The 13821-nt window shown below is 71.3% G+C and carries 10 protein-coding genes; 6 read left to right on the top strand and 4 right to left on the bottom strand.

Annotated features, from left to right (window positions below; all coding sequences use genetic code 11):
• The first annotated feature begins 364 nt into the window (after positions 1 to 364).
• Together G9Q41_RS14265 and G9Q41_RS14260 are read left to right on the top strand one after the other, a co-directional pair.
• Complete coding sequence (locus G9Q41_RS14265; RefSeq protein ID WP_092524336.1) at positions 365 to 1117, top strand: ABC transporter ATP-binding protein; 753 nt, start codon at positions 365 to 367, stop codon at positions 1115 to 1117.
• 6 nt (positions 1118 to 1123) lie between these two features.
• Positions 1124 to 3706: an FtsX-like permease family protein gene (locus tag G9Q41_RS14260; protein ID WP_165632875.1), complete on the top strand. Its 2583-nt coding sequence runs from the start codon at positions 1124 to 1126 to the stop codon at positions 3704 to 3706.
• 94 nt (positions 3707 to 3800) lie between these two features.
• Here G9Q41_RS14260 and G9Q41_RS14255 read toward each other — a convergent pair whose 3' ends face one another.
• The 3 genes from G9Q41_RS14255 to G9Q41_RS14245 all read right to left on the bottom strand — a co-directional run bounded on the left by G9Q41_RS14255 (position 3801) and on the right by G9Q41_RS14245 (position 8325).
• A complete protein-coding gene (locus tag G9Q41_RS14255) occupies positions 3801 to 5807 on the bottom strand; it encodes a cytochrome c oxidase assembly protein (RefSeq protein ID WP_207631077.1) in 2007 nt (668 codons plus the stop codon).
• Positions 5808 to 5984: 177 nt separating this feature from the next.
• The gene (locus G9Q41_RS14250; protein ID WP_165632876.1) at positions 5985 to 7016 is read right to left on the bottom strand and encodes a cytochrome c oxidase assembly protein; all 1032 of its coding nucleotides are present in this window, start codon (positions 7014 to 7016) and stop codon (positions 5985 to 5987) included.
• Positions 7017 to 7179: 163 nt separating this feature from the next.
• Positions 7180 to 8325: a citrate synthase 2 gene (locus G9Q41_RS14245; RefSeq protein ID WP_092524330.1), complete on the bottom strand. Its 1146-nt coding sequence runs from the start codon at positions 8323 to 8325 to the stop codon at positions 7180 to 7182.
• A 570-nt stretch (positions 8326 to 8895) separates the two neighbouring features.
• Here G9Q41_RS14245 and pdxH point away from each other — a divergent pair.
• Together pdxH and G9Q41_RS14235 are read left to right on the top strand one after the other, a co-directional pair.
• Positions 8896 to 9549 (top strand): pyridoxamine 5'-phosphate oxidase, encoded by a 654-nt coding sequence (pdxH, locus tag G9Q41_RS14240; RefSeq protein ID WP_092524328.1) that lies wholly within the window; start codon positions 8896 to 8898, stop codon positions 9547 to 9549.
• An 85-nt stretch (positions 9550 to 9634) separates the two neighbouring features.
• The gene (locus G9Q41_RS14235) at positions 9635 to 10564 is read left to right on the top strand and encodes an aldose 1-epimerase family protein (RefSeq protein WP_165632877.1); all 930 of its coding nucleotides are present in this window, start codon (positions 9635 to 9637) and stop codon (positions 10562 to 10564) included.
• A 45-nt stretch (positions 10565 to 10609) separates the two neighbouring features.
• Here G9Q41_RS14235 and G9Q41_RS14230 read toward each other — a convergent pair whose 3' ends face one another.
• Positions 10610 to 11743 carry an acyl-CoA dehydrogenase family protein gene (locus G9Q41_RS14230; protein ID WP_092524324.1) on the bottom strand — a complete coding sequence of 378 codons (1134 nt, stop codon included), beginning with the start codon at positions 11741 to 11743 and terminating at the stop codon, positions 10610 to 10612.
• Positions 11744 to 11922: 179 nt separating this feature from the next.
• On the opposite strand from G9Q41_RS14230, the gene G9Q41_RS14225 reads away from it, so the two are divergent.
• Positions 11923 to 12591 (top strand): TetR/AcrR family transcriptional regulator, encoded by a 669-nt coding sequence (locus G9Q41_RS14225; protein ID WP_165632879.1) that lies wholly within the window; start codon positions 11923 to 11925, stop codon positions 12589 to 12591.
• Positions 12588 to 13544 (top strand): carbohydrate kinase, encoded by a 957-nt coding sequence (locus G9Q41_RS14220; RefSeq protein WP_165632881.1) that lies wholly within the window; start codon positions 12588 to 12590, stop codon positions 13542 to 13544. The genes G9Q41_RS14225 and G9Q41_RS14220 overlap by 4 nt, the downstream gene beginning before the upstream one ends.
• Positions 13545 to 13821 lie beyond the last annotated feature (277 nt).

The raw sequence follows: 13821 nt of genomic DNA, 5'->3' as shown, positions 1-13821 counted from the left end.
GGGAGGTTTCAGGGGAGTCTGGGGGATTCACCCGAGGCGCGCGCGATCTCCGCGGTGCTTGTCTTGATCCGTACCTTCCGGAGCTTCCCGCGAGCTCCGGTCCGCGGGCGGCGGAGGACGTGATGCCGGAGACCCCGGAGCGCGTTCCACGTTCGTGGTGGGGCTTCTCACCCGGACGGGAGCGCGCGGGGGCAACCCGAGCATTCTTCCGCGCGTCGTGCGGACGGCACGTATCGTTCTTCGTGCTCAGCCGATCACGTTGAGCCAACTTCACAAGTTGAACAGACCACAATGGGGGATTCACGTGAGTGTCCCGAACGGGCCGCACCAGGACGCGGCCTCATCGGAGGACCCGACCGGTGGCTTGTCCACCACCCCGAGAGAGCCCGAGCGGGGATACGCGACGGGCGGATCCGCACTGGTGAAGGTCTACGGCAGCGGTGCCGCCCAGGTGCGTGCGCTCGACGGAGTCGACATCGGCTTCGGCAGGGGGCAGTTCAGCGCGATCATGGGGCCCTCTGGCTCGGGCAAGTCGACGTTGATGCACTGCCTGGCCGGGTTGGACGTGCCCACCTCCGGGCGCGTGATGCTCGGTGACACGGAGCTGACCGCGCTGCCGGACAAGAAGCTGACCCTGGTGCGCCGCGACAGGATCGGCTTCCTCTTCCAGTCGTTCAACCTGCTGCCGACGCTGACCGCCGAGCAGAACATCCTGCTGCCCCTGGAGCTGGCCGGGCGCAAGCCGGACCGGGACTGGCTGGGCAGGATCACCGACGCGCTGGACATCACCCAGCGCCTCAAGCACCGCCCGAGCGAGCTCTCCGGCGGGCAGCAGCAGCGGGTCGCGGTGGCTCGCGCGCTGGTGACCAGCCCGGAGGTGGTGTTCGCCGACGAGCCCACCGGGGCGCTGGACTCCCAGTCCGGGACGAACCTGCTGAACTTCCTGCGCGGTTCGGTTCGGGACCTCGGCCAGACGGTGGTGATGGTCACCCACGACCCGGTGGCCGCCTCCTACGCCGACAGGGTGGTGCTGCTGGCCGACGGGGGAATCGCGGGACAGATCGACAACCCCACTTCGGACGCCGTGCTCGAAGCGCTGCGTCAGCTGGGTGGGTGAGGGCCGATGCTGCGCAACACGCTGTTGCAACTGAGGTCCAACCTGGGACGCGTCTCCGCTGCCGGGCTGGCCATCGTGCTCGGAGTCGCCTTCGTCGCGGCCAGCCTGGTCTTCGCCGGGACGATGCGCTCCTCGATGGAACGCATGCTCTCCGCGCCCTACCTGGCCGCCGACGTCGTCGTGTCGACCAGCACGATGACGGGGCAGGGGGAGATCTCGCCGAGCGAGCGGAACGAACGAGAGGCGGAGCGCGTCGAGAACATCCGCCGGGTGGACGGGGTCGCCACGGCCTCGCCCCGCTACGAGGACTACGTCAACGGGTCCTGGGACGGCGGGAAGGGCACCGTCCAGCTGAAACGGCTCCCGCAGGACGAGCAGCTGCGCTGGTACGAGCTCAGCAAGGGCGAGTACCCCACGGCGCGGAACCAGGTCGTGATCAACGAGCGCGCCGCGAAGGCCGAGGGGATCACCCCCGGCGACAGGATCGAGGTCGAGGGGTTCGGCACCCCGTCCGTGGGCAGCACCGGTGACGAGCAGCAGCAGGAGCCCCCGAAGACCGAGGTGACCGTCTCCGGCCTGGTGGACACCGGGGAGACGCTGCTCACGGGATCGGGAGCGCCGACGCTGTTCGCCGATGTCGGGGTGCTGCAGGAGTTCGCGACGAGCGGCTACAGCGAGATCGACCTGGTGCTCGCGGACGGCGCCGACACGCAGGCCGTGCTCGAGAGGGTGCGCGAGGCGGCCCCGGAGAGCGCGGACGTGCGCACGGGTGATCAGGCGGCCCAACATCAGGTGGAGCAGTTCAGCACCAGCGCGTCCGTCGCGCTGAACGCGGCGCTGCTTCCCTTCGGGGGAATAGCCCTGTTCGTGGCCGGCTTCGTCATCGTCAACACCTTCTCGGTGCTGCACGCGCAGCGCAGGCGCCAGTACGCGCTGCTGCGCTGCGTGGGTGCCACCCGGGGCCAGATCCGCCGCTCGGCGCTGTCCGAGGCGCTGATCATCGGTGTGGCCAGCTCGGTGATCGGTACCGCGCTGGGGATCCTCGTCGTTCCCACCGTGGGCTGGCCGATCGGACTGACCGGCTCCCCGGCCGACCTCGGCGCCCTGGGGATAACTCCGTGGGCGTTCGTCGTCCCGCTGCTGGCCGGCGTGCTGGTCACCTTCCTGGCGGCGCTGGCCCCGGCCGCGCGCGCGATCCGGGTCTCCCCGCTGGCCGCGCTGCGGCCCGTGGCTGATGAGCAGTCGGCACGCAGGATGGGCAGGGTCCGGCTCGTCTTCGCCGTCGTGCTGACCGCGCTCGGTGGTGCGCTGCTGTTCGGGGGAGCCGTGCTGGGAGTGGTGGCGCTCGCGGTCTTCGGCGGCATGATCGGCGCTGTCGGGGTGCTGCTGTTCACGCCGACGCTGATCCCCGGAGTGGCCAGGCTCATCGGCAAGCTGTTTCGGGTGTTCGGTCCCACCGGGGTGCTGGCCACCGGAAACGCCGTCCGCAACCCGTACCGGGCCTCCTCGACCAGCACCGCGCTGATGATCGGCGTCGGCCTGCTGGTGGTGCTGATGACCGGTGCGGCCACCGCCGAGCGCAGCGCCATCGCGGAGATCGACCGCAGCATGCCCATCGACGCGCAGATCAGCTCCATGAGCCAGAACGGGTCGGTTCCCGACGGGCTGGTCGAGGACGTGCGGTCCATGGACGGCACGGCGGTCAGCACCGAACTGCTCGGTGCTCGGGCCGAGGTCGATGCGGCGGACGAGGTCCGCGTCTCCTCCGGGAAGCTTCCCGTGCAGCTGCTCGGTGTCGAACCGGGCAAGCTGAGCGAGGTCGCCAGGCACGGGGGCGACGTCCTGGAGCAGGGCACGGTGGTGGCCCACCCGGACTTCCTGTCCAGCCTCGGCTGGTCGGACGGGCAGCGGGTCGAGCTTGCCGCGGGGCCGAGCCCGATCACGGTGCGCGTCGAGAGCGCCAAGTTGGGCGACTACAACGAGCTGCTGCTGTCCGAGAGCGACCTGCGGGCGACCGGACTGGAGACCAAGCCGATGAGCGTGTGGGCGCATGCCTCCGCGGACGCGGACCTGCAGCAGTACGCCTCCGATCTCCAGGAGCTCAGCGACAACAGCAGCGGTGACTCCGCGCTCAGCGTGAGCGGGGCCGCGATGAGCCGCGCCAACGTCATGCAGGTGCTCAACGTGATGCTGCTGGTGATGACCGGGCTGCTCGGAGTGGCCGTGATCATCGCGGTGGTCGGCATCGCCAACACGCTCGGGCTGTCGGTGATCGAACGCGGCAGGGAGTCCGCGCTGCTGCGCGCGCTCGGGCTCACCAGGGGGCAGCTGCGCGGAACCCTGGCGCTGGAGGCGATACTGCTGGCCCTGGTCGGCGCGGTGCTGGGCGCGGTGCTGGGCGTGGTGCTCGCCTGGGGCGGTGTCGCCGCCATGCTGGGGCAGGCCCAGGTGCCGGTGGCCTTCGCGGTGCCGTGGTGGCAGGTGGCGCTCGTGCTGGCGTGCTCGATCCCCGTGGGGATCCTCGCCTCCGTCCTGCCCGCGCGGCGCGCGGTCCGGGCGGTCCCGGCCGCCGCGCTGGCCGAGGAGTGATCCGCCCGCTCCTACCGTGACGACGGAGAGCCGGGGCGCCTCTCACGCCCCGGCTCTCCGCGTGAGTTCATCGGCTCGGTCCGGTGATCGCGCGTCACCGGCCCGGGTCGGGCTCGTGCTCGCCCCGCCGGGTGGCCTCCAGCCGCGCCAGCATCGAGTCGTGCGCGTCGGTGTCCTCGTCCGTGCCGTGCTGGTCCCGCTGCCACTGGCGCAGCAGCACGAACAGCACCAGCAGCATCGGCAGCTCGCCGCCCAGCCAGCCGATCAGCGCCCCGGCCTGCTGCGCGGCCATCGGGTCGATGCTCCAGGGCAGGTCGAGAGTGCGGTAGTAGTTGTCCGCGATCGGCTCGGGCATACTCAGCACGAGCACCCCGAAGAAAGCCAGCAGCGGCATCATCCCCAGGGTGACGCCGAGCCGGGCCAGCTGCGGTACGCGGCGCGGGGTGCGGTCGACGTCCAGGATCGACCAGAACCACAGGTAGCCGGTGACCAGGAAGTACACGTTCATGATCGTGTGCGCCCAGTGCTCCTGCATGATCAGCTGGAACAGCCCGGTCGGGTAGAGCCCGTACAGCGAGCCCGCCAGCAGCAGGGAGGCGATCACCGGGTTGGTCAGCAGCCGAGCGACCGGGGAGTCCACCACCCCGAGCAGCCACTCGCGCGGACCGAACGGCTGGTGCTGCCCGGAGCTGGGCAGCGCCCGGAGGGCGAGGGTGATCGGCGCCCCGAGCGTCAGCAGCGCGGGGCCCACCATGTTCAGCAGCAGGTGCGCCGACATGTGCACCCCGAACGTCGCCGGGGCGTAGCTGGCCACCCCGGAGGAGCTGGCTACCAGGACGGCGGCGCAGCCCGCGAACCAGCTGGCGGTGTGCAGTGCGGGCCAGCGCTGCCCGCGCGACCGGATCCGGCGGACGCCGAGCGGGTAGAGCACGGCCAGCAGCACGGCGGCGGTGCCCAGCAGCAGGTCGAACCGCCACGTGGTGATCAGCTCCCAGACCCCGGGGAACTCGGGCAGGTTGTAGCCGATCAGCAGTTCGGAGGCGGTGGCGTCCCGGTCGAGCAGGTTCGGCGGGGGCGTGTGGGCCATTCCCATGGACACCCCGAAGGTGCCCAGCAGGACGGCGAGCTCCACCCCGCCGAGCCGGAGCAGCGCGCGGTGCGGGGCCACCCCCGACCGGGCGAGGCGGCGGCGCAGCGGGATCGACACCGCCCCGATCAGGAGCAGGCACCCCACCTTGGCCAGCACCATGGCCCCGTAGCTGGTGTCGAACAGCTGGTCCACGGGAACCAGCACGAGCGAACCGATCACCCCGGAAGCGGCGAGCACGCCCCAGCACCCGGCGGCGAAGCGTCGGTAGCGGCGCAGCACGACCTCCGCCTGAGCCCCGTTCCTGCGGGAGTGGGCGAGCACGGCGATCAGGCTCCCCAGCCACAGCACGGCTGCGACCACGTGGAACGCCATGCTGTCCGAGGCGAAGTCGTGCCCCGCGTTGGAAGCGGCGTGCCCGACCAGGACCGGCGGCAGCAGCGCGAGAACCCCCACCGCGGCCAACGCCATCGTGGTGCGCCACCGCAGCACGAAGTGGCAGGTGAGAGCCAGCGCGAGCGTGACGGCGGCGGAGAGCAGCCAGGCCTTCGGCACGTCCAGCGCGCCCAGCAGCCCGGCGAGCGCGGTCGGCGAGAGGCTCGCCGACACCGGCTGCCCGGCCGAGTCCGCCGCGTCGAAGACGGTGAGCAGCAGGCTCGCCCCGCCCCACACCCACGCGGCCCCTCCCGCCGCGCGCAGCGCCGCGTAGCCGTCCGGCGAGACCAGACCGTCCCGCTGCGGCGCGGTGAAGAACGCGCAGAACACCAGCGAGCCCACGCAGGTGGCCGCGGCCAGGTCGAACACCAGGCGCAGCAGGTTGAGGCCGAGCTTGGTCGGCGCGCCGGGGTCGGTGTAGCCGAGCACGAGGTAGACGCTCTCGCCCGCGGAGAGGACCAGCGCGGTCGTCAGCGCCACGGCGAGCACCGCGCCCGCGACCGCCCAGTGGACGGGCCACCTCCGAACCCGCGGCTCCGGTGAGCCGTCCGTGCGGTTGCTCGGGAGGGGACCGGACATGAGTGAACCTCGTGCTCGATGTGGGAACGGGATCGTGCGGGTGGGGCGAACCGCGCCGCGGGGCCGTACGCAGCATAGCGGCGGTTCCTCGGCGCCGGCTTCGGCGCCGACCTGCCGCCGAAGCCGCCGGGGTTCCGCCGAGCGGTGGTCGGGGGACTGGGGGACGTCGAAGCCCCGCTAGCCTCCGCGCTCGTCGCGGTCGTGCCGGGCGAGCCGGGCGAGCATGGCGTTGTAGGCCTGACGCGCCTGCTCGTCCTCGTCCAGGTCCTCGCTCGCCTGCAGGCTCCGAGCCGCCGACTGGTCGTCCTCGTCGGTGTCGGCGAGCGCGCTGCGCCGGGCGGATTCCAGCCAGTTGCCGAACCCGGCCTCCGAGCCCTTGGCGCGCATCCACTGCTTGACCAGGATCAGCGCGAACACGGCCATCAGCGCGTCACCGAAGAACCACATGATGCCGCCGCCGAGCCGCTGATCGGCCAGCACGGTCAGGGTCCCGTCGTCCATCCACCAGTCGCGCATCTCGTGGTAGGCGGGGAACAGCGGGTCGTCGGCCATCATCAGGATCACGCCGATGCCCGTGTCCGGCCCCATGCCCATCATCGCGCTGAACACGCGCAGCGGGTAGGGGAAGCGCTGCCAGCGCGTCGGCTCGGTCCCGAGCAGCGGCAGGAAGGTGAGGTAGCCGGTCACCAGGTAGAGCGCGCTCTCCGCGTGGTGCAGCCACGGGTTAAGCAGCATGATCTGCATGAACGAGGTCAGATGGGTGGCGACCAGCACCACGGTGTACAGCACCATCGTCCACGCGGGGTGGGTGAGCATCCCGACGGTGCGTCCGCGCAGGAGGCGTTCCCGCGCGCCGGACTCGTCCAGTTCGCTGTAGAGCTGGAGCGGTTTGCCGTAGACCAGCAGGGCGGGAACCAGCATGATCAACATCAGGTGCTGGACCATGTGCATGGTGAACAGCGCGTGGCTGTAGACCCCGACGAAGCTGTTCATGGCCACGAACCAGCTCACCAGCCCGGCGGCGAACAGCCAGCTGCGGTGCGCGGGCCACTTCCGGTGCGTTCGGCGGCGCAGCCGCAGCACGCCCACCGCGTAAGTGGCCCCGATCAGCGCGATCAGCAGGTCCCACCAGAAGGCGAACTTCCAGCTGAGCAGCGCGTTGCTGAATGTCAGCGGTTCGACGTGGTGCACACCGACACTGTCTCGCATCCGGTTCGTGCTGTTCGCGGGGACATGCCCGACAGTGGGCTGCGGCACTGCCCGGGATGCCCGAGCGGTGCCGGTCGCTCAGCACCGGCCGAGCGACCGGCACCGCCGGAAGGACTCGCCGGGCGGCAGGCCCGGCGCCCGGCAGAGGGACTCCGCGGGCTCCTCAGCCGAGGGCGGCCTCCAGCGGGGAGGTGCCGTCCCAGCCGGCCACCTCGCGCGGCGCCCGCGCCCCCGGGCCGACGTAGCGGGCGGCCGGGCGGACCAGCCGTCCGGTGCGCTGCTGCTCCAGCACGTGCGCGGACCACCCGGCCAGCCGGGCGCAGGTGAACATGGCGGGCATCATCGCGGTGGGCACCTCGGCGAAGTCGAGGATCACCGCGGCCCAGAACTCGACGTTGGTCGCTATCTGCCGGTCGGGGCGTCGTTCCGCGAGCACCGACAGCGCCGCCCGCTCCAGCTCGGTGGCGACCTCGAAGCGGGGGGAGCCGAGGTGCTTGCAGGTCTCGCGCAGCACGCGCGCCCGCGGGTCCTCGGCGCGGTACACCCGGTGGCCGAAGCCCATCAGCCGTTCACCGCGGTCGAGGATCGATTCGACGACCGCCCGCGCGTCGCCGCGCCGCTCGACCTCCTCGATCATCGGCAGCACCCGGGCGGGGGCCCCGCCGTGCAGCGGTCCGGACATGGCCCCCACCGCCCCGGACAGGCTCGCGGCGGCGTCGGCCCCGGTGGAGGCGATGACGCGGGCGGTGAAGGTCGAGGCGTTCAAGCCGTGCTCGGCGGCCGAGACCCAGTAGGCGTCCAGCGCCTTGACGTGGGCGGGGTCGGCTTCTCCCCGCCAGGCGGTCAGGAAGCGCTCGGCCAGGGTCGAGCACTCGTCGAGCTCGGCGCGGGGCACCGGCGCGCGGTCGCCGCGCGCGGACTGCGCCGCGTAGGACAGCGCCAGTTCCGAGGCCAGCGCCAGCTGTTCGCGGGCCTGGTGCTGGTCGACGTCCAGCAGCGGGGAGAACCCGTTGGCCGAGGCCACCATGGCCAGGGCCGACTGCACGTCGACGCGGACGTCTCCGTTGCGCACGGGAAGTGGCGAGTCCGCCGTGGCGCGGAGGCCCGCACCGAACTCCCCGTCCACCAGCAGCGCCCACACGTCGCCGAAGGAGAGCTTGCCCGCGAGCTCCTCGATGTCGACCCCGCGATAACGCAGGGCCCCGCCGTCGCGGTCCGGTTCGGCGATCTCGGTCTCGAACGCCACCACGCCTTCCAGCCCCGGGCTGACCGTGGTCTGCGTCGATTCGTTGTCCACTCGGTTCGGCATCGTCGCCTCGTCTCCTGGGTTCCGGTTGTGACCGTGGCTCCCGGACGGGAGCACGGTGGGGACGTGGCGGGGTGTGGAACACGGTCGCTTCCGGGGCGGCCCGTGTCGTAGCGGTAACGGTGCACCCGCGCGCGGACCGATGGCAATCGTCTCGCCCGCCCAGCGGGTCGGAATGAAGAAGATCACACCCGCCGCGGGCGACCGGATCGGTTCGCTCGGGGCGCCGCGCCGGTTCGCGCGGCCTCGAGTACCCGCCCCGGCAGTCCCGGCTCTGGCGCCCGGCCGCACTGCTCGCGCTCGCGGCGCGCCCCTCCCGCGCCGCGCGGACGGTTGTCCGCACGAGTGACGTGCTTCTCAGTTACGGGGAACTGGATCGATTACGGAATCGATCGGGGGAGCACTCCGGTTCGGAGGCGGTTCGGATTCCGTTTACCGTCGTTGCGTGACCGTTGCCCGCGTCGGGTTCGGGTGAACGGCCCTTTTCAGCACGCACCATACCGCGGTTCGCCGTGAGCACGTTCGATTCAGCGACGGCGCCCCGAGGCGTCGGTGTGAGTCAGGAGGAGATGGATGTCGCAGGCAAAGGCCACGTTGTCCGGAATGCGCGTGTCCTACGACGCCGAACCGTTCAGCGAGGAGCTGCTGGCCGAGACCTGGCACGAGCAGCTCCAGGAGTGGTTCGACGAAGCCGTGCGGGCGGAACTGGCCGAGCCGAACGCGATGGTGCTGGCCACGGCCGACGCCACCGGCATGCCCTCCTCCCGGACCGTGCTGTGCAAGGGCTTCGACGAGCGCGGGCTCGTCTTCTTCACCAACTACACCTCCTCCAAGAGCCACGACCTCTCCGCGACCAGGGTGGCCGCGGCGACCTTCCCCTGGTTGTCGATGCAGCGGCAGGTGAACGTGCGCGGGACCGTCGAGAAGGTCAAGGAGGAGGAGACGGCCGAGTACTGGGCACACCGGCCGCGCGGTTCCCAGCTCGGCGCCTGGGCGTCCCCGCAGTCCAGCGTCGTGCCGAGCAAGGACTCCCTGGAGGCCTCCCTGGCCGGGATCGAGCGCCGGTTCTCCGACGCGGAGCGGGTACCGGTCCCGCCGCACTGGGGCGGCTGGCGCATCCGCCCCGAGCACGTCGAGTTCTGGCAGGGACGTCCGGATCGGCTGCACGACCGACTGCGTTTCCGCCGGACGGACGACTCGTGGAAGGTGGAGCGTCTCGCTCCGTGAGAGCGGCCGCGCTGACTTCGGTACCTGCCCCGGCCACTCTCCCGACGGTGATCCGTCGAGATCGAACACGACCTACAGTGGTCGGGTGACCGAAAACATTCCGGCCACCGGACGGCAGTTCGAGATCGTCCACGGTGGCGCGCACGCTGTGATCACCGAAGTCGGTGCGGGACTGCGTGGCTTCCACGTCGACGGCGTCCCCTACAGCGAGAGCTACGAGGCCGACCGACTGCCCCCGGGAGCCGCGGGGGCGGTGCTGGTGCCGTGGCCGAACCGGGTCACCGACGGGCGGTGGGAGCTGGACGGGCAGCCCCAGCAGCTCGCGCTCACGGAACCGGAGCGTGGCAACGCCATTCACGGGCTGCTGCGGCACACGCCGTGGGCGGTCAGCGAGCACACCGACTCGACTGTGGTGCTGCACGCGATGATCCCGGCGCAGCCGGGCTGGCCGGTTCCGCTGCTCACCTCGGTCGAGTACGTGGTCGACGAGAACGGGCTCGGGGTGCACCACACGGTGGAGAACCTCGGCTCCCGGGTCGTTCCCTTCGGGCTGGGGGTGCACCCCTACCCGAGGGCGGGCAACGCGGACACCGACGACTGCACGCTGCGGTTGGCGGCTTCCAGCGTGCTTCCCGCCGACGAGGAGAGGATGCTGCCCGTTCCTCCCGAGCGGGAGTTGCAGGGCCCCGAGGCGGAGCTGCGCGCGGGCAGACCGCTGCGGGGAGTGTGGCTGGACACCGCGTTCGGCGGTGCCCGCCCGGCTCCGGACGACCCGCGTGAGCTCGTGCGCCATTCGGTCACCGACTCGACCGGGCGCGGTGTCGAGGTGTGGGCGGACCCGGTCTTCGGGTGGGTGCAGGTCTACACGGCGGGGGAGTTCCCCGGACGGGGCAGGGCCGTCGCCGTCGAGCCCATGACCTGCCCTCCGGACGCGCTGAACTCGGGCACCGACCTGATCCACCTGGAACCGGGCAGCACCTGGTCGGCCCGTTGGGGGCTGCGGCCCATCGGGTGAGGCGCCCGGGGCGTGCGGACGTCTCCGCGCGGTTCCGGCCGTGGTTCACCCGGCGAGTTCGCGACCGATCACCATGCGCTGGATCTGGTTGGTTCCCTCGAAGATCTGCAGCACCTTGGCCTCGCGCATGTACCGCTCGGCGGGGAAGTCCCTGGTGTAGCCCGCCCCGCCCAGGACCTGCACCGCGTCGGTGGTCACCTTCATCGCCGCTTCGGTCGCGACCAGCTTGGCCACGGCGGCCTGTCGCCCGAAGGTTCGCCCCGCGTCCCTGCGGCGGGCCGCGTCCAGGTAGGTGGCGCGGGCCGACTGCACCGCCGCCTCCATGTCGGCGAGCATGAACTCGACTCCCTGGAACCGGATGACGGGTTGGCCGAACTGGCTGCGCTGCTTGGCGTACTCCACGGCCAGCTCCAGCGCGGCCTGGGCCAGTCCCACGGCGCACGCCGCGATTCCGAGCCTTCCCGAGTCCAGGGCGCGCAGGGCTATCCGCATCCCCTGGCCGCGCTCGCCGATGAGTCGCTCGCCGCCGACCGGGGCCTCGTCGAGGACCAGCTCCGTGGTGGGGGAGCCGTTCAGTCCCATCTTCCGCTCCGGTGCTCCGGCCGAGAGCCCCGGAGTGTCCCCGTCGAGCAGCAGGCAGCTGATCTCGTCGTCGTCCGTTCGGGCCATCAGGGTGTAGAAGTCGGCCACGCCTCCGTGGGTGATCCAGCACTTGGTGCCCGTGACCGAGTACCCCGATTCCCGTGGTCGCGCCGCGGTGCGCAGCGCCGCCGCGTCCGAGCCTGCCTGCGGTTCGGAGAGGGCGTAGCCCCCGAGCGTCCGCCCGCCGATCATCTCGCCCAGCCATCTGCGGCGCTGCTCCTCGGTTCCGAACTCGGCCAGCGGATAGCAGGACAGGGTGTGCACCGACAGGCCGACTCCGACCGTCATCCACGCGCTGCTGAGCTCCTCCAGTACCTGCAGGTAGGTCTCGTACGGCTGGTTCGCGCCGCCGAACTCCTCGGGGTAGGGCAGTCCGAGAAGTCCCGCCTCCCCGAGCAGTTTGAACTTGTCCCCGGGGAACTGCTCGTTCTCCTCGGCCGCTGCGGCTGCGGGGGCGAGCTCGTTGCGGGCGATTTCCCTGGTGAGGGCGATCAGATCGTTCGCTTCGGGGGTGGCGAGCAGGCGTTCGACCGGCATCGGATCTTCGCTCCAGCGACCGTGCGTACTGGTTTTCAGTACTCCGTACAGTACTGTGTAACCGTGATCAGTACGGCTACTGAGCACGCATAGTACTTCGCCCGCTCACTCGGCGAAACCGCTTCCGGGGCGTGCGTCCCGCACAGCCGTTCGGGTGAGCGCTGTGACAACCTCGGGCGATGACCTATTCCCGTCCGACGGAGAGCCCCGGAGGCAGGAGTGCGGGGCCCCCGAGCAGGGCCGTGCACGCGCGGCGGGCGGAGCTGTTGGACAGGTTGTGCGACCTCTTCCTGGCCGAGGGGTTCGCGCACTTCACGCTGGACGAGTTGGCCGCGCGGCTGCACTGCTCCAAGTCCACGCTGTACACGCTCGCCCGCAGCAAGGAGCAACTCGCGGTCCGCGTGGTCGGGCACTTCTTCAAACGCGCGACCACCAACATAGAGCGCCGGGTGGCCGAGGAGACCGACGTGCGCTCGGTCATGCGCGTCTACCTGAAGGCGGCCGCTGCCGAGCTGGCCCCGGCCGGAAGGCGGTTCATAGCCGACATGGCGGACAACCCCGCCACGCGGGCCTGCTACGAGGCCAATGCCACCGCCGCGGCGGACCGGATCCGCTCGCTCGTGCACGAGGGCGTGCGCGCGGGGGTGTTCCGCGAGGTCGACGCCGCCCTGGTCGGGGAGATGGTCGGCCTGACCATCTCCGCGATCCAGCGTGGAGAGATAACCGAGCGCACCGGGCTGTCCGATGCCGCGGCCTTCGACGCGCTCTCGGAGTTCCTGGTGGGCGGTCTGGCGGCCCCCGAGGAGGGGCGGCAGGCAGCAGATACGTGCCGAACGGAGGAACCTTGATCATCGTCGGTGGAGAGGCGCTCGTCGACCTCGTGCCCGAGGGCGCTTCCGCGGAGGAGTTGCCGCCGCTGCGCCCCTGGCTGGGCGGCGGGCCCTACAACATAGCCATCGCCCTGGGCAGGCTGGGCGAGCCCGTCGGCATGCTCACGAGGCTGTCCACGGACCGCTTCGGGGAGAAGCTGAGCGAGCGGTTGAGCGAGGCCGGAGTGGACACCGCCCTGGTGCAGCGCGGTCCCGAGCCGACGACGCTGGCCGTGGTCGAGCTGGACGAGAACGGCGCCGCGCGGTACGGCTTCCACACGGAGGGCACCGCCACCCCGCTGCTCGCCGATCCCGGGCAGCTGCCGGAGGGGACCGAGGCCGTCTCCCTCGGCACGCTCGGGATGGTTCTGGAACCGGGCGCCTCGGTCTACGAGCGGGTGCTCTTCCGCGCGGCGGAGCGCGGGAGCTTCGTGGCCCTCGACCCGAACATCCGGGCCGATCTGATCGGCGAGCCGGACACCTACCGGCGCAGGTTCCGCGACTGGTTGCCCGCCGTGACGCTGCTCAAGCTCTCGGTGGAGGACGCGGCGTGGCTGGCCGGTGTCGACTCGGAAACCGAGTCGGAGCCGTTGTTCGCGGCGTTGCGCGACTGGCTGGACCGCGGCCCCTCGGCCGTGGTGCTGACGCGGGGGGCGGACGGCATGGCCGTGCTCACCGCCGCGGGGGAGTTCGTGGAGGTCGAGGCCGCCCGGGTGCCGGTGGTGGACACGATCGGCGCCGGGGACACGATTCAGGCCGCCCTGCTCGCCTGGCTGCGGCGCGAGGGGGCGCTCTCCGCGGCGGCGATCTCCGGGCTGGACGCGGGGAGCTGGCGCGCGGCGCTGAGCTACGCGGCCGCCGCGGCCGGGGTCACGGTTTCCCGCTCGGGGGCCCAGCCGCCGTACGCCGGCGAACTCGCGGAGCCGCGGTGAGCGTGGGGCGGTGAGGTCCCGCCGAGCGAGCGCCCACGACGGAGGTTTGAACCGAGGGTCTCAGCGGCGAAAAGGGGGTGCCCCTCGGCGTGGGGCACCCCCTGCTCAGCGACCCGGCCCGACCTGGAGTCGGACCGGGCCGTCGACGTGATTCCTCGTGTCAGAGGACGTCGATGTTAACCAGCATGTCGATCAACGACTGGATAATGACCACTTTGGTTGTCCTTTGCTCATTTGGCGATTGTTTTTCATGTTGCGGCCGCACCAAGAGAAGTTA

It is taken from the genome of Actinopolyspora sp. BKK2, from assembly GCF_011291845.1.
In the GTDB taxonomy this organism is placed as follows: Bacteria; Actinomycetota; Actinomycetes; order Mycobacteriales; family Pseudonocardiaceae; genus Actinopolyspora; species Actinopolyspora saharensis.
Note: the sequence above shows the minus strand (reverse complement) of the source record. Positions and strands in the feature narration are given on the sequence as shown.